28 protein-coding genes and 1 tRNA gene are annotated in these 25,780 nt (G+C 68.2%); 17 read left to right on the top strand and 12 right to left on the bottom strand.

Annotation, left to right across the window (positions count from 1 at the left end; translation table 11 throughout):
* The first annotated feature begins 29 nt into the window (after window positions 1-29).
* The 3 genes from glgP to ABQE89_RS22030 all read left to right on the top strand — a co-directional run bounded on the left by glgP (window position 30) and on the right by ABQE89_RS22030 (window position 4,323).
* Entirely contained in the window at window positions 30-2,645 is a 2,616-nt protein-coding gene (glgP, locus tag ABQE89_RS22040; protein WP_448420579.1) for an alpha-glucan family phosphorylase, read from the top strand.
* The gene (locus tag ABQE89_RS22035; RefSeq protein WP_448420577.1) at window positions 2,642-3,490 is read left to right on the top strand and encodes a virginiamycin B lyase family protein; all 849 of its coding nucleotides are present in this window, start codon (window positions 2,642-2,644) and stop codon (window positions 3,488-3,490) included. Before glgP ends, ABQE89_RS22035 begins: the two co-directional genes overlap by 4 nt.
* Before the next feature lie 83 nt (window positions 3,491-3,573).
* Window positions 3,574-4,323 carry an MspA family porin gene (locus tag ABQE89_RS22030; protein ID WP_448420733.1) on the top strand — a complete coding sequence of 250 codons (750 nt, stop codon included), beginning with the start codon at window positions 3,574-3,576 and terminating at the stop codon, window positions 4,321-4,323.
* Between the two features lie 26 nt (window positions 4,324-4,349).
* Here the strand turns inward: ABQE89_RS22030 and ABQE89_RS22025 are convergent, their stop codons facing one another.
* From ABQE89_RS22025 to ABQE89_RS22015, 3 genes are all read right to left on the bottom strand, one after another.
* Window positions 4,350-5,786: a neutral zinc metallopeptidase gene (locus ABQE89_RS22025; protein WP_448420575.1), complete on the bottom strand. Its 1,437-nt coding sequence runs from the start codon at window positions 5,784-5,786 to the stop codon at window positions 4,350-4,352.
* Window positions 5,787-5,881: 95 nt separating this feature from the next.
* The gene (locus tag ABQE89_RS22020; RefSeq protein ID WP_448420573.1) at window positions 5,882-7,855 is read right to left on the bottom strand and encodes an ATP-dependent DNA helicase; all 1,974 of its coding nucleotides are present in this window, start codon (window positions 7,853-7,855) and stop codon (window positions 5,882-5,884) included.
* Between the two features lie 17 nt (window positions 7,856-7,872).
* Window positions 7,873-9,189, bottom strand: coding sequence for a nicotinate phosphoribosyltransferase (locus ABQE89_RS22015; RefSeq protein WP_448420731.1), 1,317 nt, complete (start codon window positions 9,187-9,189; stop codon window positions 7,873-7,875).
* Window positions 9,190-9,252: 63 nt separating this feature from the next.
* Here ABQE89_RS22015 and clpS point away from each other — a divergent pair, with 63 nt between their 5' ends.
* From clpS to rdgB, 11 genes are all read left to right on the top strand, one after another.
* Window positions 9,253-9,555: an ATP-dependent Clp protease adapter ClpS gene (gene clpS, locus ABQE89_RS22010; RefSeq protein ID WP_448420571.1), complete on the top strand. Its 303-nt coding sequence runs from the start codon at window positions 9,253-9,255 to the stop codon at window positions 9,553-9,555.
* A 7-nt stretch (window positions 9,556-9,562) separates the two neighbouring features.
* Window positions 9,563-10,150: an oxidative stress transcriptional regulator AosR gene (gene aosR, locus ABQE89_RS22005; protein ID WP_448420569.1), complete on the top strand. Its 588-nt coding sequence runs from the start codon at window positions 9,563-9,565 to the stop codon at window positions 10,148-10,150.
* The gene (locus ABQE89_RS22000; protein ID WP_448420729.1) at window positions 10,147-11,187 is read left to right on the top strand and encodes a P1 family peptidase; all 1,041 of its coding nucleotides are present in this window, start codon (window positions 10,147-10,149) and stop codon (window positions 11,185-11,187) included. Before aosR ends, ABQE89_RS22000 begins: the two co-directional genes overlap by 4 nt.
* An 82-nt stretch (window positions 11,188-11,269) precedes the next feature.
* Window positions 11,270-11,683, top strand: coding sequence for a M67 family metallopeptidase (locus ABQE89_RS21995; RefSeq protein ID WP_448420567.1), 414 nt, complete (start codon window positions 11,270-11,272; stop codon window positions 11,681-11,683).
* A 19-nt stretch (window positions 11,684-11,702) separates the two neighbouring features.
* Complete coding sequence (locus ABQE89_RS21990; RefSeq protein ID WP_448420565.1) at window positions 11,703-11,984, top strand: MoaD/ThiS family protein; 282 nt, start codon at window positions 11,703-11,705, stop codon at window positions 11,982-11,984.
* 2 nt (window positions 11,985-11,986) lie between these two features.
* Window positions 11,987-12,958 (top strand): cysteine synthase, encoded by a 972-nt coding sequence (locus ABQE89_RS21985; RefSeq protein WP_448420563.1) that lies wholly within the window; start codon window positions 11,987-11,989, stop codon window positions 12,956-12,958.
* Entirely contained in the window at window positions 12,949-13,623 is a 675-nt protein-coding gene (locus ABQE89_RS21980) for a rhomboid family intramembrane serine protease (RefSeq protein WP_448420561.1), read from the top strand. Before ABQE89_RS21985 ends, ABQE89_RS21980 begins: the two co-directional genes overlap by 10 nt.
* Window positions 13,620-14,456: a glutamate racemase gene (gene murI, locus ABQE89_RS21975; RefSeq protein WP_448420559.1), complete on the top strand. Its 837-nt coding sequence runs from the start codon at window positions 13,620-13,622 to the stop codon at window positions 14,454-14,456. The genes ABQE89_RS21980 and murI overlap by 4 nt, the downstream gene beginning before the upstream one ends.
* A 21-nt stretch (window positions 14,457-14,477) precedes the next feature.
* On the top strand, window positions 14,478-15,287 hold the full coding sequence (locus tag ABQE89_RS21970) for a cyclic nucleotide-degrading phosphodiesterase (RefSeq protein WP_448420557.1): 810 nt from the start codon (window positions 14,478-14,480) through the stop codon (window positions 15,285-15,287).
* Between the two features lie 116 nt (window positions 15,288-15,403).
* Window positions 15,404-16,186 carry a ribonuclease PH gene (rph, locus tag ABQE89_RS21965; RefSeq protein ID WP_448420555.1) on the top strand — a complete coding sequence of 261 codons (783 nt, stop codon included), beginning with the start codon at window positions 15,404-15,406 and terminating at the stop codon, window positions 16,184-16,186.
* Window positions 16,183-16,785 carry an RdgB/HAM1 family non-canonical purine NTP pyrophosphatase gene (rdgB, locus tag ABQE89_RS21960; RefSeq protein ID WP_448420727.1) on the top strand — a complete coding sequence of 201 codons (603 nt, stop codon included), beginning with the start codon at window positions 16,183-16,185 and terminating at the stop codon, window positions 16,783-16,785. Before rph ends, rdgB begins: the two co-directional genes overlap by 4 nt.
* Window positions 16,786-16,795: 10 nt before the next feature.
* On the opposite strand, the gene ABQE89_RS21955 is transcribed toward rdgB, so the two are convergent.
* Together ABQE89_RS21955 and ABQE89_RS21950 are read right to left on the bottom strand one after the other, a co-directional pair.
* Complete coding sequence (locus ABQE89_RS21955) at window positions 16,796-17,128, bottom strand: DUF3817 domain-containing protein (protein WP_448420553.1); 333 nt, start codon at window positions 17,126-17,128, stop codon at window positions 16,796-16,798.
* The gene (locus tag ABQE89_RS21950) at window positions 17,125-17,514 is read right to left on the bottom strand and encodes a hypothetical protein (protein WP_448420551.1); all 390 of its coding nucleotides are present in this window, start codon (window positions 17,512-17,514) and stop codon (window positions 17,125-17,127) included. The genes ABQE89_RS21955 and ABQE89_RS21950 overlap by 4 nt, the downstream gene beginning before the upstream one ends.
* A 70-nt stretch (window positions 17,515-17,584) precedes the next feature.
* Here ABQE89_RS21950 and ABQE89_RS21945 point away from each other — a divergent pair.
* Window positions 17,585-17,669, top strand: a tRNA-Leu gene (locus ABQE89_RS21945).
* Window positions 17,670-17,697: 28 nt separating this feature from the next.
* Here the strand turns inward: ABQE89_RS21945 and ABQE89_RS21940 are convergent.
* Complete coding sequence (locus ABQE89_RS21940; RefSeq protein WP_448420549.1) at window positions 17,698-17,919, bottom strand: hypothetical protein; 222 nt, start codon at window positions 17,917-17,919, stop codon at window positions 17,698-17,700.
* A gap of 86 nt (window positions 17,920-18,005) precedes the next feature.
* Entirely contained in the window at window positions 18,006-18,275 is a 270-nt protein-coding gene (locus ABQE89_RS21935; protein ID WP_448420725.1) for a WhiB family transcriptional regulator, read from the bottom strand.
* Window positions 18,276-18,449: 174 nt separating this feature from the next.
* Here ABQE89_RS21935 and ABQE89_RS21930 point away from each other — a divergent pair, with 174 nt between their 5' ends.
* The gene (locus ABQE89_RS21930; RefSeq protein WP_448420547.1) at window positions 18,450-19,085 is read left to right on the top strand and encodes a TetR/AcrR family transcriptional regulator; all 636 of its coding nucleotides are present in this window, start codon (window positions 18,450-18,452) and stop codon (window positions 19,083-19,085) included.
* A gap of 1 nt (window position 19,086) precedes the next feature.
* Here ABQE89_RS21930 and ABQE89_RS21925 read toward each other — a convergent pair whose 3' ends face one another.
* Window positions 19,087-19,938, bottom strand: a complete 852-nt coding sequence (locus tag ABQE89_RS21925; RefSeq protein WP_448420545.1) for an AraC family transcriptional regulator — start codon at window positions 19,936-19,938, stop codon at window positions 19,087-19,089.
* A gap of 25 nt (window positions 19,939-19,963) precedes the next feature.
* On the opposite strand from ABQE89_RS21925, the gene ABQE89_RS21920 reads away from it, so the two are divergent.
* Entirely contained in the window at window positions 19,964-21,220 is a 1,257-nt protein-coding gene (locus tag ABQE89_RS21920) for an amidohydrolase family protein (RefSeq protein WP_448420543.1), read from the top strand.
* A 25-nt stretch (window positions 21,221-21,245) separates the two neighbouring features.
* Here the strand turns inward: ABQE89_RS21920 and ABQE89_RS21915 are convergent, their stop codons facing one another.
* From ABQE89_RS21915 to ABQE89_RS21900, 4 genes are all read right to left on the bottom strand, one after another.
* Window positions 21,246-22,484 carry an MFS transporter gene (locus tag ABQE89_RS21915; protein WP_448420723.1) on the bottom strand — a complete coding sequence of 413 codons (1,239 nt, stop codon included), beginning with the start codon at window positions 22,482-22,484 and terminating at the stop codon, window positions 21,246-21,248.
* 181 nt (window positions 22,485-22,665) lie between these two features.
* The gene (locus ABQE89_RS21910) at window positions 22,666-24,126 is read right to left on the bottom strand and encodes an adenylate/guanylate cyclase domain-containing protein (protein ID WP_448420541.1); all 1,461 of its coding nucleotides are present in this window, start codon (window positions 24,124-24,126) and stop codon (window positions 22,666-22,668) included.
* 35 nt (window positions 24,127-24,161) lie between these two features.
* Window positions 24,162-25,370, bottom strand: a complete 1,209-nt coding sequence (locus ABQE89_RS21905) for a cytochrome P450 (protein WP_448420539.1) — start codon at window positions 25,368-25,370, stop codon at window positions 24,162-24,164.
* Between the two features lie 178 nt (window positions 25,371-25,548).
* A partial coding sequence (locus tag ABQE89_RS21900) for a ferredoxin (RefSeq protein ID WP_448420537.1) occupies window positions 25,549-25,780 on the bottom strand: 232 nt, incomplete at its 5' end.

The following is a 25,780-nucleotide window of genomic DNA, read 5'->3' as shown; positions in this document are numbered from 1 at the left end:
TCAGTAAGGTTGACTCGCGTGAAGGCCCTATGAAAGCTCTGAGACGGTTCACCGTCCGTACCCACCTGCCGGAGCGGATGGCCGCGCTGGAACGACTGTCGGTCAACCTGCGCTGGTCGTGGGACAAGCCCACCCAGGAGCTGTTCGAGGCGGTCGAGCCCGAGCTGTGGAAGAAGGTCGGCTGCGACCCGGTGGCGCTGCTGGGGCAGGTCTCGCCGGCGCGGTTGAACGAGCTGGCCAGCGACGAAGGTTTCCTCGCCCGCCTCGACGAACGCGCCGCCGACCTGGACCACTACCTGACCCAGCCGCTGTGGTACCAACAGCAGGCCGACGAGGGCGCCGAACTGCCCAATGGCATCGCGTACTTCTCCATGGAGTTCGGGGTCGCCGAGGTGCTGCCGAACTATTCCGGCGGGCTCGGCATCCTGGCCGGTGACCACCTCAAATCGGCGTCGGATCTCGGTCTGCCGCTGATCGCGGTCGGGCTGCTGTACCGCTCCGGGTACTTCCGGCAGTCGCTGACCGCCGACGGCTGGCAGCACGAGACCTATCCGGCTCTCGACCCGCAGGGCCTTCCGCTTCGGCTGCTCACCGACGAGCAGCACACCCCGGTGCGAGTCGAGCTGGCGATGCCCGAGGGCGCCACGCTGCGGGCCCGGGTCTGGATCGCCCAGGTGGGCCGAATCCCGTTGCTGCTGTTGGATTCCGACATCCGCGACAACGACCACGATCTGCGCAGTGTGACCGACCGGCTCTACGGCGGGGATCAGGAGCACCGGATCAAGCAGGAGATCCTGGCCGGCATCGGTGGTGTGCGCGCGATCCGGGCGTTCTGCGACCGGGAGGGGTTGGCCGCCCCCGAGGTGTTCCACATGAACGAGGGGCACGCCGGTTTCCTCGGCGTCGAGCGAATCCGCGAGTTGATCGACGCGGGACTGGATTTCGACACCGCGTTGACCGTGGTGCGGTCGTCGACCGTGTTCACCACCCACACCCCGGTTCCGGCGGGCATCGACCGGTTTCCGGTGGAGATGGTCAGGCGATACTTCGGCGACGGTTCGCCGGACGGTTCGCCGGACACCGATTCCCGGCTGCTGCCGGGTGTTCCCGTCGACCGCATCATCGCCTTCGGGGCCGAGGAGGACCCGTCGAAGTTCAACATGGCCCACATGGGGCTGCGTCTCGCGCAGCGGTCGAACGGTGTCTCGCTGCTGCACGGCAAGGTCAGCAGGCACATGTTCAACGATCTGTGGCCGGGTTTCGACCCCGACGAGGTGCCGATCGGTTCGATCACCAACGGTGTGCACGGACCGAGTTGGGCAGCGCCGCAATGGATTCAGTTGGGCCGCGATCTGCTCGGCAACGACGACCTCGGCGCGTTGCGGGAACCCGACACCTGGCAGCGGCTGCAGAAGGCCGATCCGGGCCAGATGTGGGCGATCCGCTCTCAGTTGCGCGAACAACTGGTCGACGACGTGCGCGCGCGGTTGCGGCGCTCCTGGCTGGAGCGAGGTGCGTCGGAGGCCGAACTGGGTTGGATCGCAACCGCATTCGACCCCGCTGTGCTGACGATCGGGTTCGCCCGTCGGGTACCGACGTACAAACGGCTGACGTTGATGCTGCGCGACCCCGAGCGTCTGGAGCGGCTCCTGCTCGACGAGCAACGGCCGATCCAGTTGATCGTCGCGGGCAAGTCGCACCCGGCCGACGACGGGGGCAAGGCGCTGATCCAGCAGGTGGTGAGGTTCGCCGACCGCCCAGAGGTGCGCCACCGCATCGCGTTCCTGCCCGACTACGACATGTCGATGGCGCGCCAACTTTATTGGGGTTGCGACGTCTGGCTGAACAACCCGCTGCGCCCGCTGGAGGCCTGCGGCACGTCGGGAATGAAGAGCGCGCTCAACGGCGGGCTGAACCTGTCCATCCGCGACGGATGGTGGGACGAATGGTTCGACGGTGAAAACGGTTGGGAGATACCGACCGCCGACGGCCTGGCCGACGAGGCTCGACGCGACGATCTGGAAGCGGCCGCGCTCTACGACATCGTCGAGCAGTCGGTGGCGCCGAAGTTCTACGACCGCGACCAGTACGGGATCCCGGTGCGGTGGATGGAGATGGTGCGCCACACGCTGATGGCGCTGGGGCCCAAGGTGCTGGCGTCGCGGATGGTGTGCGACTACACCGAGAAGTACTACGCGCCCGCGGCCAAGTCGCTGCGCAAGACCGTCGAACCCGGCGCCGACGGGCAACCCTTCGGGGCGGCCCGCGACCTGGCGGACTACCGGCGCCGGGCCGCCGAGGCCTGGCCGAAGATCCAGATCACCGATGTCGACGGCTACGGGCTGCCCGACACCCCGCTGCTGGGCTCGGAACTGACGCTGACCGCGAAGGTGCACCTGGCCGGCCTGGGCCCGGACGAGGTGACGGTGCAGGCGGTGCTGGGGCGCGTCGACGAGAGCGACGGTCTGGTGGACCCGGTGACCGTGCCGATGCGGCACACCGGCGTCGGCGACGGCGGTAACGAGATCTTCTCGACGACGACACCGCTGCCGGTCGCGGGCTCGGTGGGCTACACCGTTCGCGTGCTCCCGCATCACCCGCTGCTGGCCGGCGATGACGAGCTGGGGCTCGTCACGCTGGCGTGACCCCGGCCCTCAAGGTCGCCGTCGCCGGCGGCCCGTACGCGCTGACCGCAGGCGCCGACGGCGCAATGTGGGTGACGTTGGTGCACCAGGGCGCGGTCGCGCGCGTCACCGGCACCGGAGATGTCACCGTGTATCCGGTCGCCCCGCACTGCCGGCCCTCGATCATCACCGCGGGCCCCGACGGCGCACTGTGGTTCACCCGCAACGGCGACGACCGCATCGGCCGGATCACCACCGCCGGCGAGCTCACCGCGTTCGAGCTGCCACCCGACAGCGGGCCGTACGGCATCACCACCGGTCCCGACGGCGCGCTGTGGTACACCGCGATGACCTCGGGGGAGGTCGCGGCGATCACGGTCGACGGCGAGATCGCCTCCGGACATCGGGTCGGCGGGGCGCCGTCGATGCTCGTCACCGGGCCGGACAATGCGCTGTGGTTCACCCTCAACCAGGCCAACGCGATCGGTCGGCTGTCGCCGGCCGACGGACTTTCGGTGCGGGAGTTGTCGACGCCCGCATCGGGTCCGGTCGGCATCGCGGCCACTCACGACGACGCAGTCTGGTTCACCGCGATCCGCGCCGAGCGGCTGGGCCGCATCCCGATGGACGAGGCGATCCAGGAGATCGAGTTGCCCGGTAAGCCGCACGCGGTGGTCGCCGACCCCGACGACGGGGTGTGGGTGAGCCTGTGGGGCTCGAGCCAGTTGGCCCGGGTCAGTGGCGACGGTGAGATCGTCACCATCGACCTGCCACCGGGAAGTGAGCCGCACGGCCTGGCCATCGACCCGCACGGCGCGCTGTGGGTGGCGCTGGAGACCGGATTCATCCTGCGCATGCCCTCATAGTCGGGCGTGACAGCGGGCGGGGTAGGTTCCGTCAGAGTCGAAAATCCGCATCGCGTTGGGGAGGCACGGCAGTGAGGGTTGGGATTGTGCTGCGGCGTGGCACCACGGCGCTCGCCGTCGGTGCGCTGTTGTTGTGTCTGCCCGCCGGACACGTCTCGGCTCAGCCCGAGCCCGAGCCCGCCCCCGCTGCTGAGCCCGCGCCCCCGCCGGAAGGACCCGAGGGAGTCGCGCCGGCGCCGCCACCCGACGAAGGCCGTGTCGAGTCGACACCCCCGGCGGTCACCGAGACCCCCGACGGCTGGACGTTGACCCTGTCCGCCGAGGACGAGACCCAGGCGCCGGTACCGCCGCTGACCACGGCGCTGTCCTCGCGGGAGTATGTCGTCGGCGGTACCTACATCGGCTCGCTGACCGGGCCCGACGACGGCACGCCGCCCGGCGGCACGCTCGAGGTGGGCTACGAGATCGGCTGCGGCATCGACATGAGCACGTCCAACGGTGTCTCGTTGACCGGCACCGCCGGGATCAACCCGTCGATCGGCTTGATCGGCACCGACTTCATCTCGCCGTTCCCCGACGGTCTGGTGCCCGGGATCGGCGGCAACATCGGCGGCGGTATCACGATCGGTCTCAAGCCCGGTCTGGTCAACGTGGTGCCGGTGGCCAAGAAGGAGTTCACCGGCGCGGACCCGTGGGTGATGGTCAGCAACTTCCGGGTCAAGATCGACGGCTGTGTCGGGGAGTCGTTCATCCGTTCGTATGCGTTCCTGACCCGGTCGACGGCGATGTCCGATGCCGTACTGGCCTGGTACGGCGTCACCAAGAACGTGTAGCCCGGGACCGCCGAGCGCACTCGACGTCATTCGAAGCGTTTGAAGCAGCGCTGCTGATCGCCGAGCACACCGACGCGGAACGCGTCGATGCGGGAGAACCCCGACGGCACCGACTCGCCGTTGACATCGCTGGCGACCAGACCGTTGGTGAGGATGCCCGAAACCGCCTCGTCGATGTCGCCCGCGGTCAGCATGATCGAGTTCCCGTCGGGGGTGCGCACTTCCTTCGACAGTTTGGTGGTGGCCACGCCGGTCAGGCATGCGGTGCGCAGTGCGGCCTCGGCGTTGTTGAGGGCGACGCCGCCGTGCGCCTGCTGGACCGCCTGCATGTACCGCGACATCAGCACCGAGTAGGCGCTGTTGTCGCCCATCGCCAGGCCGCCGACCTCCCCGTCGTCCGAGCGCGTGCCCATCGCTTTGAGCCCGGGCAGGTCCACGGAGATCGTGTTGGTGGCCGGGCAGTAGGACACCGGCGGGCTGGGCCGAGCGTCCGGACAGCGATCGGCCGCGAAGCTCAGCCGCGGCGGGGCAGCGGGGGCGAAGACGGTGTCGAGTGCCGCGACGATGTCGCGCACCGACTGCTCGGTGACGGGTAACTCGCCGGTCTGGTCCTCGGGCAGCAGCACGGGCAGATCCCCGCGACGCTGGCCGATCTCACGCATGTCGATCGACGCGCAGGCCGAGACGCCGTCGGTGAACCCGAACTGGAACGCCGAGACCCGTTCGAACGCCGAGCCGTGTTCGTCCACGCCGACGTCGGGATGGTCCTCGGTCATCAGCGGGTCGCGGAATGCGACCACGGCGGCCAGCACGCTGTTGAGTCCGTCGCCGGTGGACAGCGTGAAGCGCGGTGAGTTGTCCTCGGCCACCCACCGCATGTAGGCCCCGGCCAGGCAGTCGGCCCGCTGCTCGGAGACCAGCGTCGGGACGTTGTCGGAGGCCAACCCGGCCTGCCGCTGGATCGCGTGGCCGTACTCGTGGGCCAGCACCATCGTCACACCCATCTCGCCGTAGGACTGTTGCAGGTCGGGCAGCAACTCGCCGCGGTCCCAGCCGATGGTGCGGTCATCGTGACAGAAGCCGGCGTTGACCAGGCCGTAGGTAGACCCGCCGCAGAACTCGATTTCGTCGAATCCGTTTGCGTCCCAGGAGATCAGCGCCTTCACAGGTTTGAAGCGGCCGTCGAACGCGTCGCGGTAGGCACCGTTCCAGAACAGTTCGACGTCGCTGATCGCCTGGCGGGCCAACTCGTCGGCGTCGCTGCCGTCGGTGCCCTCCACGTCACGGGTGGGTGCCGCGGGATCCGAACGCAGGCCGGTCGGCCCGTCGGTGGCGGGCATTCCGGCCACGCGGAACGGGTCGTCGAACACCGAGACGGCGCGGCCCTGCAGCGTCGTCGTGCACGACGTGGCCAGCAGCGCCGCGCCGACGACGGTCGCGGCCCACAGATGGCGTCGGCTCATGTGGATACACCTAATACGCCCAAACCGACATTTGGGCGGAAAAGTGCGAGTGAATTTCACCTTTACGTCGATTTCGGCAGAGAAGCCGGACGAAATCAGCCGCGCAAACGTGCCAGCGCTGCGCGCACCCGGGTGGTGTCGGTGGTCGCCCAGAACGGCGGCAGCGATGCGCGCAGGTAGCCGCCGTAGCGGGCGGTGGCCATCCGAGAGTCGAGCACTGCGACGACGCCGCGGTCGTCGATGCTGCGCAACAGTCGCCCCGCCCCCTGCGCGAGCAACAGCGCGGCGTGGCTGGCGGCCACGGCCATGAAACCGTTGCCGCCGCGGGCCGCGACCGCGCGCTGTCGGGCGGTGAGCAACGGGTCGTCGGGCCGGGGGAACGGAATCCGGTCGATGAGCACCAGCGACAGCGACGCACCGGGCACGTCGACCCCCTGCCACAGCGACAGCGTGCCGAACAGCGAGGTCTCGAAGTCCTCGGCGAACCGTCGGACCAGCGCCGAGGTGGTGTCCTCGCCCTGGCACAACACCGGGGTGTCCAGCCGTTCGCGCATGATCTCGGCGGCCGCCTGCGCGGCGCGCATCGACGAGAACAGGCCGAGCGTGCGGCCGCCGGCGGCGGTGATCAGCCCCTCGATCTCGTCGAGTTGTTCGGCCGAACCCGTGCCGTCGCGTCCCGGTGGCGGAAGGTGCGCGGCGACGTAGAGGATGCCGGACTTGGCGTGTTCGAACGGCGAGCCGACGTCGAGGCCCCGCCACCGGATGTCGTCCTCGCCGGCCAGTCCCCACGCGGACGCCATCGCGTCGAAGGTGCCGCCCACGGTCAGCGTCGCCGAGGTGAGCACGGCGGTGGCACGCTCGAACAACCTGCCGCGCAACAGCCCTGACACCGACAGCGGCGCCACCCGCAGCACCGCGCGCGTGCTGCCGCCCCGAGTTTCCTGACCGAGCCACACCACGTCGCTGCGGTCGGGGATGGGCGGGACGAACGAGTCCAGGATGCGTGACGCGGTGTCGCTGACGTCGGTCAACGCGGTGACGGCCTCGGCGCGCGCCGACGCCGCCTTCGGGTCGCTGGGACTGGTGTCGATCGCCGAGCGGACCCGGTTGGCGGCGTCGCGCAGAGCGGTCAGATACGTCGTCATCTCCTCGTCGAGGGTGTCGATGCGGCCCGGCGCGGCGTCGTGGATGGCCGACGACAGCGTCGCGACGGCCCCGTCCAGACGTTGGGCGAGTTCGGGATCGACGAGGCGGGCGGCGCGCCGGTGGGCCACGCCCATCGACGTCGCCGACAGTTCGCCGGTGGCCACCGCGGTCACCCGGTCGACCAGTTCGTGGGCCTCGTCGACGACGAGGCGTTCGTGCTCGGGCAGCACCGCGGCATCCGAGATCGCGTCGATGGCCAGCAGCGCGTGGTTGGTGACGACGACATCGGCGTGCCCGGCCTTGTCGCGGGCCCGTTCGGCGAAGCAGTCGGTGCCGAACGGGCAGCGCGCCACGCCGATGCATTCCCGCGCAGACACGCTGACCTGTGACCACGACCGGTCCGGCACCCCGGGGGTGACGTCGTCACGGTCGCCGGTCTCGGTGGTCGACGACCATTCGACGAGACGCTGCACGTCGCGGCCGATGGCGCTGGTGGCCAGCGGTTGGAAAAGCTCATCCTGGGGCGCATCGGTCGGTTCACCAGGACCGGAATCGCTGCCGTTGTGAATCTTGTTGAGGCACAGGTAGTTCCCGCGGCCCTTCAGTAGCGCGAACCGTGGGCTGCGCGGCAGTGCGTCGGCAAGCGACTCGGCCAGACGCGGCAGGTCGCGGTCGACGAGTTGGCGCTGCAGCGCGATCGTCGCGGTGGAGACCACCACGGGTTCGCCGCTGTCGACTGCCCGCACGATCGCGGGCACCAGATAGGCCAGCGATTTGCCGGTCCCCGTGCCAGCCTGCACGGCCAGGTGATCCCCGGTTTCGAACGCGTGCGCAACCGCCTCGGCCATCTCGATCTGGCCGCGGCGTTCGGTACCGCCCAATGCGGCGACCGCCTTGGCCAGTAGATCGGTGACTTTCTCCACCTCGCCCGTGACGCCTCCTAAGCGCCGTCGCGCGGGGGGATCAACCGGGTCGGCACCGCCGGTTCGCCGCGGGACAGCTTGAGACCGTCCCACGGCAAACTGCGCAGGCCGGCCCGCACGCGTTCGCGCGCGGCGTCCAGGTGCAGTTCGGCGACCGGGTCTCCACCGCGCACCAGATCGATGGTCAACGGCCGGGCGGTGAGCCCCGGAGGCGGCTCGGGCGCCTGCCCGTGCGGGTGGATGACCTCCTCGACGATGGTGCCGGTGCTCTTGGTCATCCGCAGCGCCTGCTTGCGCCCGCCGTGGGACTGTTTGTGGCTGCTGCGCTTTTCCACCGGCATGCCGTCCACCTCCACCAGCTTGTACACCATGCCCGCCGTCGGCGCGCCCGACCCGGTGACCACCGAGGTGCCGACCCCGTAGACGTCGACGGGTTCGGCGCGCAGCGCGGCGATCGCGAACTCGTCGAGGTCGCCGGACACCACGATGCGGGTCCGGTGCGCGCCCAGCCTGTCGAGTTGTTCGCGGACCTGGCGGGCCATCACCCCGAGATCGCCGGAGTCGATGCGCACGGCCCCGAGTTCGGGCCCGGCCGCCTCGACGGCGTTGGCGACCCCGGCGGCGATGTCGTAGGTGTCGACCAACAGCGTCGTGCCCACCCCGAGCGCGTCGACCTGTGCCCGGAACGCGGCGACCTCGTCGGGACCGTTGCCGGTGGTGTGCAACAGCGTGAACGCGTGCGCGCTGGTGCCCAGTGCGGGCACCCCGTACGTGCGTTCGGCCTCCAGGTTCGACGAGCCGCTGAACCCGGCGATGTAGGCCGCCCGTGCGGCGGCGACGGCGGCCCGTTCGTGTGTGCGCCGAGAGCCCATCTCGATCAGCGGCCGGTCCTCGGCGGCGCCGACCATGCGCGCCGCGGCCGAGGCGATCGCGCTGTCGTGGTTGAGGATCGACAGCGCCAGCGTCTCGAGCACCACGCATTCGCCGAAGTCGCCGTGCACGGACAATACCGGAGAGCCGGGAAAGTACAGCTCGCCCTCGGCGTAGCCGTCGACGTCGCCGCGAAACCGGTAGTCGCCCAGATAGCTCAGGGTTGCCGGGTCCAGGAAACCTTCCAGCGTCGCCAAGGCCGCGTCGTCGAATTCGAACTGCGCCAACGATTCCACGAACCGGCCGGTGCCGGCGACGATGCCGTAACGACGACCCTCCGGGAGCCGACGCGCGAACACCTCGAACGTCGTCCGGCGGTGTGCGGTCCCGTCGCGTAGCGCGGCCGCAAGCATCGTGAGCTCGTATTTGTCGGTGAGCAAAGCCGGAGACGACGCCGGTGACATCGGGGTCACACCGCAACCGTAGTGGTTCGAAGCCGCGGTGATGGCCGGGCTATCCTGAAGCACATGGTTACGCCGGCGAAGACCCGACCGGGGACTCGCGAGGAACGGGACGTCGCCACGGTCGACGCGACGGACACCCCCTGGGTGACCCTGGTCTGGGACGACCCGGTCAATCTGATGACCTATGTGACCTACGTGTTCCAGAAGCTGTTCGGATACAGCGAGCCGCACGCGACCAAACTGATGCTGCAGGTGCACAACGAGGGTAAGGCCGTGGTGTCCGCGGGTAGCCGCGAAGCCATGGAGGTCGACGTGTCCAAACTCCATGCCGCAGGCCTGTGGGCGACGATGCAGCAGGACCGCTGACCGAGCAGTGCGCAAATGGAAACGGGTCGAAACGGCTGACGGCCCGCGCTTTCGTTCGGCGCTCGAGCCCCATGAGGCGGCGCTGCTGCAGAACCTCGCGACGTCCATGGTGGGCATGCTCGAGGAGCGCGAAAGCTCAGCTCCCGCTGATGAACTCGAACAGATCACCGGTATGCGCACTGGCCATTCCTCGCCGCCGGAGGACGAGACGTTGAAGCGGTTGCTGCCGGACTTCTTCCGGCCGCAAACCGATCATCCCGCGGGCTCGGGCACCGCGGCGAGTCTCAACAGCGGGCTGCGCAGCCTGCACGAACCCGAGATCATCGAGGCCAAACGTCAAGCGGCGCAACGGGTGCTGGCGACGGTGCCGGAGACCGGTGGCAAGTTCGAGCTCACCGAGGACGACGCGCATGCCTGGGCGGCGGCGGTCAACGACATGCGGCTGGCGTTGGGCACGATGCTGGGCGTGACCGCAGAGGGGCCACAGGAATTGCCGCCCGACCACCCGATGGCGGGACACTGGGATGTGTACCAATGGCTGACCGTGCTGCAGGAGTATCTGGTGCTGGGGATGATGGGGAAATCGGGGTGGTGAACGCGATCACCGACGTGAGCGGTATTCACGTCGGCCAGCACCAGCGGATCGACGCGAACGCCGCGCTGGGTTCGGGGTGGGCCAGCGGCACGACCGTGGTGCTCACCCCGCCGGGCACCGTCGGCGCGGTCGACGGCCGCGGCGGGGCGCCCGGCACCCGGGAGACCGACCTGCTCGACCCGGCCAATTCGGTGCGCCACGTCGACGCGGTGGTACTCAGCGGTGGCAGCGCGTTCGGACTGGCCGCCGCCGACGGCGTGATGACCTGGCTGGAGGAGCAGGGCAGGGGAGTGGCGCTGGACGACGGTGTGGTGCCGATCGTGCCCGCGGCGGTCGTCTACGACCTTCCGGTCGGCGGCTGGAAATGCCGCCCGACCGCCGAGTTCGGCTACACCGCCGCCGCCGGCGCGGGCCCGGTGGTGGCATCGGGCACCGTCGGCGCGGGTACCGGCGCGCGCGTCGGGGTGCTCAAGGGCGGGGTCGGCACCGCGTCGACGGTCCTGGACTCCGGGGTGACGGTCGGGGCGCTGGTGATCGTCAACGCCGCGGGCGACGTCGTCGACCCCGGCACCGGGCTGCCGTGGTCGGCCGACCAGATCGAGGAGTTCGCCTTGACGCCGCCGCCACCCGAGCAGGTCGCGGCCTACGCCGCCCGGCACACCGAACTGAGCCCGCTGAGCAGCGGAGACCGCCCGCTGAACACCACGATCGCGGTGGTGGCCACCGACGCGGTGCTGAGCAAGGCCGCATGCAAGCGCGTCGCGGTCGCCGCCCACGACGGCCTGGCCCGCACCATCCGGCCGTGCCATACGCCGCTGGATGGCGATACGGTGTTCGCGTTGGCCACCGGCGCCGTTGAGGTGCCGCTGGACCCCGACACCCCGGCCTCGATGTCGCCGGAGGTTCCGCTGGTCACCGCCGTCGGGGCGGCGGCTGCGGACTGTCTGGCCCGCGCGGTGCTGGCCGGTGTGCTGGCCGCCGACTCGGTGGCAGGAATACCGGCATACCGGGACATGTTGCCCGGAGTGTTCGTGTGACGATCGTCGAAACTGCATTCCAGCAGGCCCGCACCCGGCATTTCGCTGCTGGAATACAGTTTCGCGGCAGAAAGGGAACGACGTGCTGGTGATCCGAGCCGACCTGGTCGACGCCATGGTGGCCCACGCCCGCACCGACCACCCGGATGAGGCGTGCGGCATCATCGCCGGCCCGGAGGGCACTGATCGGCCCGAGCGGTTCATCGCGATGGTCAACGCCGAACGGTCGCCGACGTTCTACCGCTTCGACTCGATGGAACAGCTCAAGGTGTGGCGGGCGATGGAAGAGGCCGACGAGGTGCCCGTCGTCATCTACCACTCGCACACCGCGACCGAGGCCTACCCCAGCCGCACCGACATCTCCTTGGCGTTCGAGCCCGAAGCGCACTATGTGCTGGTGTCCACCCGCGACCCCGACGAGCACGAGTTGCGCAGTTACCGCATCGTCGACGGCGTCGTCACCGAGGAACCCGTCAAAATCGTTGAGCAGTACTGAGTTTGCAGGAGAACAATCAATGGCAGTCACCGTCTCGATCCCGACCATCATGCGCAGCCACACCGGCGGTGAGAAGCGCGTCACCGCGACCGGCAAGACCCTCGCGGAGGTCATCAGCGACCTGGACGCGAACTACTCGGGCTTCTCCGAGCGCCTGATGGACAAGGCCAACCCCGGCAAGCTGAACCGCTTCGTCAACATCTACGTCAACGACGAAGACGTCCGGTTCTCCGGCGGGTTGGACACCGCGATCTCCGACGGCGACTCGGTGACCATCCTGCCCGCCGTGGCAGGCGGCTGACCTTGGCCCGCTACGGCTCGCTGCTCGAAGCGCTGGGCAACACCCCGTTGGTGGGCTTGCCCCGGCTTTCGCCGCGCTGGGAGGACCGCGACGGCGAGCCGCATGTGCGGCTGTGGGCCAAGCTTGAGGACCGTAACCCGACCGGATCCATCAAGGACCGGCCCGCGTTGCGGATGATCGAGGACGCCGAACGTCGCGGTCTGCTGCACCCCGGCGCGACGATCCTGGAGCCGACGAGCGGCAATACCGGGATCTCGCTGGCGATGGCGGCGCTGCTCAAGGGCTACCAGATGATCTGCGTGATGCCCGAGAACACCTCGACCGAACGCCGCCAGCTGCTCGAACTCTACGGCGCGAAGATCATCGGCTCACCCGCGGAGGGCGGTTCGAACACCGCGGTGGCGCACGCCAAAGAGCTTGCGGCGCAGAACCCGTCATGGGTGATGCTCTACCAGTATGGCAACGAGTCCAACAGCCTGGCGCACTACGAGGGCACCGGCCCCGAACTGTTCGCGGACCTGCCCGAGATCACCCATTTCGTCGCGGGCCTGGGCACCACCGGCACGTTGATGGGCACCGGACGCTATCTGCGCGAGCAGAAGCCCGACGTGCAGATCGTCGCCGCCGAACCCCGCTACGGCGAGGGGGTTTACGCACTGCGCAACATCGACGAGGGCTTCATCCCCGAGTTGTACGACCCCGACGTGCTGACCACCCGCTACTCGGTGGGCTCCTACGACGCGGTCAAACGCACCCGCGAACTGGTGCAGACCGAGGGCATCTTCGCGGGCATCTCCACCGGTGCGGTGTTGCACGCCGCGCTGGCGATGGCCGCCAAGGCCGTCAAGGCCGGTGAGCAGGCCGACATCGCGTTCGTGGTCGCCGACGCCGGCTGGAAGTATCTGTCCACCGGTGCCTACGCCGGTAGCCTCGATGACGCCGAGGACGCGCTGGAAGGGCAGCTATGGGCTTGATCGGGCCGACGGGTTCGCCCGCCGCACCACCGCCACAGCCGAAGAAGCGGCCGGCGTGGATGGTCGGCGGCGCCACGATCGTCAGCTTCGTCGTGCTGCTGTGGTTCATCGAGTTGTGGGACTCGTTGACCGGCCACCGGTTGGACAACAACGGCATCCGTCCGCTGGAGACCGACGGGCTGTGGGGGATCGTCTTCGCCCCGTTGCTGCACTCGAACTGGGAACACCTGATCGCCAACACGGTGCCGGCCCTGGTGCTCGGTTTCCTGATGACGCTGGCCGGGCTGTCGCGGTTCATCTTCGCCACGGCGATCGTCTGGATCCTCGGCGGCTTCGGCACCTGGCTGATCGGCAACGCCGGCGCGCCGCCGGGGGTGGAGACCAACCACATCGGCGCGTCCGGGCTGATCTTCGGTTGGCTGACGTTTCTGATCGCGTTCGGCTTCTTCACCCGCAAGGCGTGGGAGATCGTCGTCGGCGTCGTCGTGCTGTTCGTCTACGGCGGCATCCTGCTCGGCGTGCTGCCCGGCACCTTCGGGGTGTCGTGGCAGGGGCATCTGTGCGGCGCGATCGCCGGCGTGGTCGCCGCCTACGTGTTGTCGGGGCCCGAACGCAAGGCGCGGGCGTTGCGGCGGCCGGTCCAGCCACCGCGACTCGATCGATGACCGCCGACGCCCACGCGCCCGTCGGCATCTTCGATTCCGGTGTCGGTGGACTGACTGTGGCCCGCGCGATCATCGACCAACTGCCCGACGAGGACATCGTCTATGTCGGCGACACCGCCAACGGTCCGTACGGCCCACTGACCATCCCGCAGATCCGCGCGCATGCGCTGGCCATCGGCGACGACTTGGTGTCGCGCGGCGTCAAGGCGCTCGTCATCGCCTGCAACACCGCGTCGTCGGCCTGCCTGCGTGACGCGCGTGAGCGCTACGCCCCCGTCCCGGTGATCGAGGTGATCCTGCCCGCGGTGCGCCGGGCGGTGGCCGCCACCCGCAACGGGCGCATCGGCGTGATCGGCACCCAGGCGACCATCGACTCCCGCGCGTATCAGGACGCGTTTGCCGCCGCGCGCGACACCGAGGTGATCGGGGTGGCCTGCCCGCGGTTCGTCGACTTCGTCGAGCGGGGTATCACCAGCGGACGACAGGTGCTCGGGTTGGCCGAGGGATATCTGGAGCCGCTGCAGCGCGCCGAGGTGGACACGCTGGTGCTGGGCTGCACGCACTATCCGATGCTGTCGGGACTGATCCAGCTGGCGATGGGCGACCACGTGACGTTGGTGTCCAGCGCCGAGGAGACCGCCAAGGACCTGCTGCGCGTGCTCACCGAGGCGGATTTGCTGCGGCCGCACCCGACCGATCCGGGCGCCGTGGCGCGCCGGCAGTTCGAGGCGACCGGCGATCCCGAGGCGTTCACGACGCTCGCGGCGCGATTTCTCGGACCGACCCTCGACGGTGTGCGCCGCGTGCGAAGTCACGTCGGCAGCGAGAAATGATCTGCGTCGCGCAAACCGGGGATGTTTTCGTCAGACGCTCGGCGGCATGGCAAGCTAGGGAGTGTGCGAATCACCGTCCTCGGTTGCTCCGGCAGTGTTGTCGGGGCGGATTCGCCAGCGTCCGGGTATCTGGTCACCGCGCCCGATACGCCGCCGCTAGTCCTTGATTTCGGCGGCGGAGTGCTCGGTGCGCTGCAGCGTCACGCCGACCCGAACTCCGTCTCTGTGCTGTTGTCGCATCTGCACGCCGACCACTGTCTGGATCTGCCCGGGCTGTTCGTGTGGCGGCGCTATCACCCGTCGCCCGCCCAGGAACGCGGGCTGCTCTACGGACCGGCCAACACCTGGGCGCGGCTGGGCGCGGCGTCCTCTCCCGAGGGCGGCGAGATCGACGACTTCACCGATGTGTTCGAGGTCCGCCACTGGGTCGACCGGAAGGCCGAACAGATCGGGGCGCTCAGCGTGGAACCGCGCATTGTTTGCCACCCGACCGAGTCGTACGGCATGCGGCTGACCGACCCGTCGGGCGCCACGCTGGTCTACAGCGGCGACACCGGGTACTGCGACGCGCTGATCGACCTCGCGCGGGACGCCGATGTGTTTCTGTGCGAGGCGTCCTGGACGCATTCGCCCGACCGGCCGCCGAACCTGCACCTGTCGGGCACCGAGGCCGGGCGGGCGGCCAAGGAGGCGGGCGTCGCCGAATTGCTGCTCACCCACATTCCGCCGTGGACATCGCGCGAGGACGTCATCAGCGAGGCCAAGGCCGAGTTCGACGGTCCCGTGCACGCGGTGGTGGCCGGCGAGACGTTCGACGTCCCCCGCAACTGAGCGCGGCGCGGCTCCTCCTCTGACGCCCAAACGGACATTCGGGTGCCAAAGTGCGAGAAGAACGCGACAAAACGCCGATCTCGGCGGTGACGGACCCACCGGTTAGGGTTGGGCGCGTGTCCACACGAGAAGACGGCCGGCTCGACAACGAGTTGCGACCGGTCCGCATCACCCGCGGTTTCACCAGCCACCCGGCCGGCTCGGTCCTGGTCGAGTTCGGCCAGACCCGGGTGATGTGCACGGCCAGCGTGACCGAGGGAGTGCCGCGCTGGCGCAAGGGCTCCGGCCAGGGCTGGTTGACCGCCGAGTACGCGATGCTGCCCGCCGCCACTCACGAGCGCTCGGACCGCGAGTCGGTCAGGGGCCGCGTCGGCGGCCGCACCCAGGAGATCAGCCGGTTGGTCGGCCGGTCACTGCGGGCCTGCATCGATCTGGGCGCGCTGGGCGAGAACACCATCGCCATCGACTGCGATGTGCTGCAGGCCGACGGCGGCACCCGCACCGCGGCGATCACCGGCGCGTACGTGGCGCTGGCCGACGCGGTGACGTGGCTGGCCGCGGCAGGCCGACTGTCCGATCCGCGGCCGTTGTCGTGTGCGATCGCGGCGGTCAGCGTCGGCGTGGTCGACGGCCGCATCCGCGTCGATCTGCCCTACACCGAGGACTCCCGCGCCGAGGTGGACATGAACGTCGTCGCCACCGACACCGGCACCCTGGTGGAAATCCAGGGCACCGGGGAAGGTGCGACGTTCCCGCGCTCGACGCTGGACAAGATGCTCGACGCCGCGATGGAGGCCTGCGAGCAGATCTTCACGATTCAGCGCGACGCGTTGGAGTTGCCGTATCCGGGGACGCTGCCCGAATCGCCGGAGCCGCAGAAGAAGGCGTTCGGAAGCTGACCGAACTGCTGGTGGTCAGCCGCAATCGCAAGAAGCTGGCCGAACTTCACCGGGTGCTCGACGCCGCGGGCGTGTCGGGTCTGACGCTGTTGACGCTCGACGACGTCCCGCCGTTCGACGAAACTCCGGAAACGGGCGCCACTTTCGAGGAGAACGCGATCGTCAAGGCACGCGACGCGTTTCGTGCCACCGGATTGGCTTGTGTGGCAGACGATTCCGGTCTGGAGGTCGAGGCGCTGAACGGTATGCCGGGCGTGTTGTCGGCGCGGTGGTCGGGGCGTCACGGTGACGACGCCGCCAATACGGCGCTGCTGCTGGCGCAGCTGTCGGATGTGCCCGATGACCGGCGCGCGGCGGCGTTCGTGTCGGCGTGTGCGCTGGTGTCCGCCGCGGGTGAGGTGGTGGTGCGGGGGGTCTGGCCGGGCAGCATCACGCGCGAACCACGGGGTGGCGGCGGATTCGGGTACGACCCGGTGTTCCTGCCGTCGGGGTCGACCCGTACCGCGGCCGAACTCAGCCCCGCCGAGAAGGACACGGTGTCGCATCGCGGGCGGGCGTTGACGGCATTGGTGCCCGCGCTGCGCGACGTCGCGCGCTGACCGCGACGACTCAGATCTCGTACTTCTGCTTGATCTCTCTGGTCTGGATCTGCTCGACGACGATGCCGACCAGCGGGATGGTGCCTGCCAGGAGCACGCCGACGGTCTTGGCGATCGGCCAGCGCACCTTGACCGCGAGGTTGGCGGTGAAGAGCAGATAGACGAAGTACACCCAGCCGTGCACGACGGCGATCCAGTTCAGCCCCTCCACCCCGAAGCCGTACTTCATCACCATCTCGTAGCACAGCGCGATCAGCCAGATACCGGTTGCCCAGGCCATCACGCGGTAGCCGAGAAGTGCTTTGCGGATGGGTTCGACGGGGGTGCTGGTGGCCTCGGTCATGATGTCGGTTGTTCCTTGTCTTTCTTGGCGAGGTCGTCTCTTCGAGCCAGGTCGGCGAGGTATGCGTTGTATTCGCGAAGTGTGGGGTCGTCGTCCGCCCCGGCCGTCGCCTTCGGCCGTTCGGGCAGCAGACCGGCGGGGATCTCGGTGACGGCGTCGGGATCCTTCGGTTCGGGCGGGGCCTCTTCGTAGCGCACGAACTTGTAGTAGGCGTAGACGAGGAATCCGGCGAAGAACGGCCACTGCAGGGCGTAGCCGAGGTTCTGGAAGTCACCCGAGGTGGATTCGAAGCGGGTCCACTGCCACCAGGCCAAAGCCAGGCAGCCCGCAGCGCCGACGATCACCAACGCGATGAGCGCCGGTCTCCTACGCCGCGTAGTGGACACGTTCCAACGGTACCGTGACTGCCTTGCGCTCGACGAACTCCTCGGTGGGCGCGGTACGATCGGCGACGCCGCGGGCGTGGCGAAATTGGCGATACGCGCGGGCTTTAGGTGCCCGTGTTCGAAAGAACGTGTGGGTTCGAGTCCCACCGCCCGCACTACGGAAACATCGACGGCAGAGAACCGTCAGTTGACGCCGAGTTGCGTGTGCTCACGTTCGGTGGCCTGGGCGCGAAAGCAGATGATGCTGGCCGAGAAGCTGAACACCGCGATCACCCCCGCCACGGTGCCCAGGTATGCATCCGACAGTCCCCACCCGGCCGCGCAGATGGCGCTGGCGATGATCGCGGTGAACGTCAGAAAAAGCCCCACCGTGGCGATGGCGTCGCCCACCCCGTCGTTGTTCATGGGCCAATGTTTGCCCGAATTCGCCGGCTCGAAACCTCATCCGGTGCCTCGGTGTCGAAACTCACTGCCCGGTGCGAGGCCAGCGGTCAGGACGCGGTCGACCGCCGGGCCGGATAGCCGTTGAGTTCGGCCAGCGACCGCAGTTGCTTGAGCGCGAACCGGCGAGCCCGACCGGCCTCGGGGATCAGGATGCCCGCCCACACCCCTTCGGCCCCGGGCGTCATGCACGCTTCCTGCGCGCACCGCCAGCGCAGGGGGCAGGAGCGACAAAGCTCGATCGCCCCGTGATCGGCCGTCGTCGTCCACCGGTCCGGATCGCGGGTGCAGGCGGGCCGCCATGCCTCGTTGATCACGATCGGGCTGACGGACCCCCGGGAGTCACACGGCCCAGCGGCCGCCGTCGGTTGTCTGTGGTCGCGCACTGGGGTGCCTTCCGTATTCATCAGGGACGTCAACAATACGCTTGTATCGTAGACACGATACGGCCGTATTGTATAACCTAGGCGGGTGACCACCGAAAAAGCTGAACGATGACACTGCTGTCGGAGCCGGAGCGCGTCCGTGGCGACGAACTGTCGACCATCGAGCGCATCCGCCGCGCGGCGCTGCGAAGCATCGCCACGCGAGGTGCCGCCGCGACGACGCTGCGTGCCGTCGCGGCCGACGCGGGTGTCTCCCTCGGCTTGGTCCAGCACCACTTCGCCACCAAGGCCGGGCTCGTCAAGGCCGTCGACGAGCATGTGATGAGTGTGGTGATCGAGTTCTTCGCACGGCCGGTGCCCGCCCCGCCCGAGGACTCGCTGGCCGAGATGGGCAACAGGATCAACCGGCTCATCGTCGAGCACCCCGACATCGTCGACTACTTCGGCAGAGCGCTGATCGACGGAAGTCCGCTCGGCGAGACGATCTTCGACACGCTGACGGCCTTCGGCACCACCCGGTGGAATCAACGCAAAGAAAACGGTGAGCTGCGCTCCGACGTCGACCTGACCTGGGCGACGCTGAACGCGCTGATCCTCGCGGTCGGCACCTTGATGATGCGCAGTCACGTCGACCGGCAGCTGCCCGACACCCTGACCTCGCCCGAGCAGCTCGCCCGCTGGCAGGACAGTGTCAACAAACTGTTGCGCCACGGGCTGTTTCGCCATCCCGGCGACGAGTGGTAGCTCAAACCCCCTGGGACCCAATGCGTTTGCGGTAGGTGCTGGGAGTCTCGCCACAGAACTGGGCGAACGCGCGACTGAACGAACTCAAACTGTCGAAGCCGACGGCGGTCGCGGTCTCCTGCACCGTCTGGCCCGGCGCCGCCAGAAGCGCCATTGCGCGCAGCATGCGGGCGTGCAGCAGGTAGGTCCGCCAGGACAAGCCCAGCTCGTCGGCGAACAGGCGGCGCAGGGTGCGCTCGGAGACCGACACCGCGCGGCTGACCTCTTCGGCCGTCGCCGAGTCCAGATGCCGCTTGGTGTAGTCCATCGCGGCGGCCACGATCGGGTGCTCACACGCCGGCAGGCTCAGCGGCGCCTCATGATCGAGCGCCTCGGACACCAAATCGGCCAGGGTGCGGAAGAACGCGTCGGAGACCCTCTCCTCGTCGGCGGAGCCGGACGCGCGGTCGATGGGCCAGCGCAGCGCGTAGATCATCATCTCCCGGATAAGCGGCGACACCGCGAGGATGCGGGCACGGTCGCCGGGAGCGTCGACCAGCGCCGGGTCGAACATCACCGCGACGGTCCGCACGTCCGGGTTCATCGCCGCCTGATGCTCGAGACCGGCGGGAAGCCAGGCGGCCTGCTGCGGTGGAAGCAGATAGTGCGCGGTGGCCGTGTGCACCTCGACCACGCCGCCGATCGCGTACTCGATCTGGTGCACGTCGTGCGAATGCCAGCCCGTGATCAGGGCGTCGCCGTGGTAGAGGTAGCTGCCGCCCTGGGCCTGTCCGCCCCGGCGCAGGTCGATGACCCGGCCGGCCCCGGTGGCCGATTGGGCTAAACCTCTGTCCGATACCGCAGAGACGGTCATGCCGTCACACGGTACTACTGGGGTTATGAATGTCGACGACCTGATACTGGTGAGCATCGATGACCATGTCGTGGAACCCCCCGACATGTTCCTCAACCACGTCCCCGCCAAGTACCGCGACGAGGCGCCGGTGGTGGTCACCGACGACAACGGCGTCGACCAGTGGATGTACCAGGGCAGGCCGCAGGGCGTCAGCGGACTCAACGCGGTGGTGTCCTGGCCCGCCGAGGAGTGGGGCCGCGATCCCGCGGGTTTCGCCGAGATGCGCCCGGGGGTGTACGACGTTCACGAACGCGTACGCGACATGAACCGCAACGGCATCCTCGCCTCGATGTGCTTCCCGACGTTCACCGGGTTCTCCGCCCGCCACCTCAACATGCACCGCGAAGAGGTCACGCTGGTGATGGTGTCGGCCTACAACGACTGGCACATCGACGAGTGGGCCGGTTCCTATCCGGACCGCTTCATCCCGATCGCGGTGCTGCCGACCTGGAATCCCGAGGCGATGTGCGCTGAGATCCGCCGGGTGGCCGCCAAGGGATGCCGCGCGGTCACCATGCCCGAGTTGCCTCATCTGGAAGGCCTTCCGAGCTACCACGACGACGAGTACTGGGGGCCGGTGTTCCAGACGTTGTCCGAGGAGAACGTGGTGATGTGCCTGCACATCGGCACCGGCTTCGGCGCGATCAGCATGGCGCCCAACGCGCCGATCGACAACATGATCATCCTGGCCACCCAGGTGTCGGCGATGTGCGCCCAGGACCTGCTGTGGGGCCCGGCGATGCGCAAGTATCCGGACCTGAAGTTCGCGTTCTCCGAGGGCGGGATCGGTTGGATACCGTTCTATCTGGACCGCAGCGACCGCCACTACACCAACCAGAAATGGCTGCGCCGCGACTTCGGCGACAAACTGCCCAGCGATGTCTTCCGTGAGCACTCGCTGGCCTGCTACGTCACCGACAAGACGTCGCTGAAACTGCGTCACGAGATCGGCATCGACATCATCGCGTGGGAATGCGACTACCCGCACTCGGACTGCTTCTGGCCCGATGCGCCCGAGCAGGTGCTGGCCGAACTGAACGCCGCGGGTGCCGACGACACCGACATCAACAAGATCACCTGGCAGAACGCGTGCAACTTTTTCAGCTGGGACCCGTTCGCCAGGACGCCGAAGGAGCAGGCGACGGTGAAGGCGTTGCGCGCCAAGGCCACCGACGTCGACGTGTCGATTCGTCCCCGCAAGGAGTGGGCGCGCCTCTACGCCGAGAAGCGGCTCGCCTGACGCCGCCGCTCAAGCGGGCACCCCTTCACGGTGTCTGCTCGCGTCTCGATGGTAGGAAGCAGGCCGCCACCGCCGAAACCGCCGACACCGCAACCAGATAGACCACGATCGAATCACTGCTCTGGGTCGCGGCGTAGAGTGCGGCCGCGATCGTCGGCGCGAACGCGGAACCCAGCACCTGCGACAGCGTGTAGCCGATCGACACACCGCTGTAGCGGACGTCGGCGTCGAATGCCATGGCGAACAACGACCCCGTCACCCCGGCCGCCGGCGCCATCGCGAAACCGAACACGAGCAGAAGCGCCGCCAAGAAGAGCGCGGGGTTGCCGGTGTTGATCATCGCGAACGCAGGTGTGATCGACAGACCCATCAGCACCACACCCGAGACGAACACCCGCCTGCGTCCGTAGCGGTCGGACAACGCGCCGAACAACGGATATGTCATGACTGCGACCACGGCGGCGACGAACACGCCTAAAAGGGCCTGTGTGCGGTCGATCCCGGCGACCGTAGTGCCGTATGACACCAGATACGCGACGCAGATGTAGGCGAACACCCCCTGCGACAGGTACGCGCCGGCCACCAGCACGATCTGCTTCCAGTGCTTGCGGAACGCATCCGCGATCGGCAGTCGCGCGACCCGCGCCCGTTGCCGCAGCGCATCGAAGTCCGGGCTTTCGGTGAGCGACAGGCGAATCACCACGCCGATGACGATCAGCACGGCGCTTGCCAAAAAGGGTATGCGCCAACCCCAAGCCAGGAACTGCTCGTCGGGCAGCAGGGACACCAGGTAGAACGCCAGGGTCGCCGTCGCGGTGCCTGCGGGTGCGCCCATCTGCGGGAAGGCCCCGTACAGTCCCTTGCGTTCGGCCGAGGCGTGCTCGACGGCCATCAGCGTGGCGCCACCCCATTCCCCGCCGACAGCGAAGCCCTGCACAAGCCGCAGCACGGTCAACAGGATCGGGGCGGCCAGTCCGATCTGGGTGTAGGTGGGCAGCAGGCCCATGAGCACCGTTGCACCGCCCATCAGCAGCAGCGAGTAGACGAGCATCCGCTTGCGCCCGACGCGGTCGCCGAAGTGGCCGAACACCACTCCGCCCAGCGGTCGGGCGACGAATCCGACGCCGAATGTGGCGAACGACAGCAGCAGCCCGGACGCGGGGGAGACGTTGGGGAAGAACAGCTTCGGGAACACCAGGGCGGCCGCGGTGCCGTAGATCAGGAAGTCGTAGAACTCGACCGTCGTGCCGATGAAGCTGCCCATCGCCACCCGCAGCGGCGAGGTGCGCGGTCTGGAAGCTGTTATCGACACGGTCTGCTTTACTGTCGCGGCCGGTTCAGGGTGTTGTCGGCGGTATAGATGTACTCGATCCACCACGCACATAATCCGAACTTCATCGTGGGCAGCATATTGAGAACCGGATTCTCATGTGAGACGTATGCAATTATCGTCCGATCGGCGCGGAGATCTCGGTCGGCTGGAGACGGCCGCGTAACGTCTCGGACCCCTGAACCGTCCAGTGCGGTCGCTCGGCGACGCCCGCACGCTCGACCGCCGCCTTCGAACACAACACCCGGCCCTCGAACTCCTTGGCGCGGTCGGCGAGCCTGGCCGCCTCGTTGACCGCGTCGCCGACCACGGTGTACTCGTAGCGGTTCTCGGCGCCGATATTGCCCGCAAACACTGGGCCAGCGGATACCCCGATTCCGAAATCGACTTGTAGACGACGCAGTTCGGTGGCCAACGTGCGCGCGGTGGCCAGGGCCGCGGTGGCCGGATCGGGCGTGCGTAGCGGCGCGCCGAACACCGCCAGCGCCGCGTCGCCCTGGAACTTGTTGATCAGCCCGTCGCGGCGGTCCACCTGGTCGACCACGATCCGGAAGAACTCGTTGAGCACCTCGGCGATCTCGTGCGGTTCGCGGGTCGCCGCCAACTGTGTGGAGGCCGCCAAATCCACGAACAGCACCGCGACGTCACGCTCGTCGCCGGACAGCGACTCTTCGTCGGCGACCGCGCGCCGCACGACTTCCTCACCCACGTGCCGCCCGAACAGGTCACGTAACCGCTCGCGCTCCCGCAGCCCGGCGACCATCCGATTGAAACCGGCTTGTAGTCGCCCGAGTTCAGACCATTCGTACACCTCGAGTGTGGTGTCGATGCGGCCCCGGGCGACGTTGGCCATTGCGCCGATGACCTCACCGACCGGGTCGGAGATCGAGATCGACACCAGGATCATGGCCCGCAAACCGAGCACGACAGCGACCAGTGCGAGCACGAGCAGCGCGAGTTCGATCCGCGCGCTCTGCTCGATGACCCACCCGCGCGACCGCATGACCAGCAGCGACGCGATCGCCAACCCGGGCAGCGCGGTACAGACCATCCACATCAGCAGCAGCCGCGCCCGCACCCCCGGTGCGGTGATCGGTGTGATTCGGCTGAAGTCCCTCGTCAAACCCGCCAGCACGGGACGCAGGGTGCGCAGGGTGAACAGAAACCCGGTGCACACCGTGGCGATGGTGCCGAACAGGATCGCCGCGGCCATCACCACCTGCACCTCGGTTCTGGCGGCGAGGTTCAGCGGAATCAGGACGGCCGCGGCAAGTACCCACGGCGCGACGGTGATCGCGGACTGCCGGCGCAGGATCTTCAGCCCGCTGAGCCGTTCGACTTCGGTGGGTTCGCGGGTGCCGAGCCAGCGCAGGGCGGGTGCCACGATGCGCACCGCGCCGACCGCGACGATCACGGTGCCGACGACGACCAACGCCACTGTGGCGGCGATCATCGCCGGGGTGAGCACACTGCGGCCGGTCAGTGACACCGCGATCGCGACGACTTCGGCGGCGGTCAACAGATAGGCGAAGACCAGCCCGGCTGCATACCGGACGAGCAGCCGGCGGGGCTTCACATGCCGAAACTATCAGCCGCCGGCGGGCGGGACCGCTAATCCCATTCCAGCAACAACGATTCGATGCCGTGCATCCCCCCGGTTTCGGTGATCTCGAAACCGTCTGGGATGCGGTAGTCGGGAATCCGCTGATGCCATTGCTCCAAGGCGATATTCAGTTCCCGGCGAGCCAGCGCCGCACCGACACATCGGTGCGGTCCCAGCCCGAACGCCGCGTGCGGGTTGGGTTGACGATCGATGACCGCGCGCATCGGGTCGGGGAACAGGCGGTCGTCGTGGCAGGGCCCGTGCATCGGTACGTGCACCATGTCGCCGGCCTTCATCTGAACGCCGTGGAAGTCGATGTCTTTCATGACTTTCCGGGCGGGCGGCACGAACGTGTAGACCCTCAGTAGTTCTTCGACCGCGGTACGCAGCACGCCAGGATCCTCGACGATGCGGCGGCGGTCCTCGGGATGGGTGGCCAGGTGGTACATCGAGTAGGTCAGCTGGATCGTCACGGTGTCCAACCCGGCCATGAACATCAGCAGGCAGAACGACAGCAGCTGTTCGGTCGGAATCGGCTTGTTGTCGATACGCCACGTCAGGCTGTGCGAGACGATGTCTTCGCGGGGTTGCTTGCGACGCTGTTCGATGAGGTCGCTGAAGTAACCCATCACCGCCATCATCGCGCCGATCTGGCGGGTGTGGTCGGGATCGTCCTCGGGGTTCAGGTGCAGGATGTCGTTCTCCCACACCAGGAACTGCGGCAGATCTTCGATTGGGGCGCCGAACATGTCCAGGAAGATCGAGGTCGGGTAGCGGTCGGCGAATGCCTGGCGGTACTCGCAACTGTTGTCTTGGACCACCTCGTCGAGCAGCGCGCTGCACCGCGTGCGCACCGAGTCCTCGAGCCGCTTGAGATTGCCGGGGGAGAAGTAGGGGGCCAGCAGGTGGCGCCATTCGGTGTGCTCGGGCGGATCGAGCATCTGCGGGATCCACAGATACGGCGGGTCGGGCATGTTCGCGACCGTCGAGGAACTGGAGAAGGTCTGCGGGTCCGAATACACCTCGCGCACCAGCTCACCATCGGTGAGCACCCAGAACCCCTGTTCGGCGGTGTTCCACAGAATCGGACCGATCTCCCTCAGCTCGGCCATCAGTTTCGCGTTGCCCATCACCGGCTGCGGCGCGCCGGGCAAAAACTCCACGACGGGCACGCCCGGGTCGGTGCGGCTGTCATTTGAGGTTTCTAGGTTGGTCATGTCTCGAGGGTCTCCTCGCGCCGAAGAGGTAAGCGGTGACGGCGGATTCGTGCGACCTCCCGAAACGTCACCCGGACATCGTGATGTCCCCCGCAGAGGGTCGAACGATCCCGACGCCTTTGAAGCTACCTGCCGGGACGGCGGAAATCCCCGGATTCAGTCGAGCCGACCGATCGGCCTATTCGACGACGGCGATCGCGCGCTCGGGGCACGCCCCCGCGCCGAGTTTGGCCTGCGCCTCGAGACCGTCGGGAACGGGGCCGTCCATCGGCACCGCGTAACCGAGATCGTCGAGTTCGTACACCTCCGGCGCATTGGCGGCGCACTGTCCGTGGCCGGTGCACTTGGCCGGGTCGATGCGGACCCTCACGCGTCCTCCCGTCATCGCGTCGACAACGTCGACGCCAGAC

It is taken from the genome of Mycolicibacterium sp. XJ1819, from assembly GCF_053483675.1.
The sequence above is the reverse complement of the archived record's forward strand: the minus strand, read 5'-3'. Positions and strand labels throughout refer to the sequence as shown.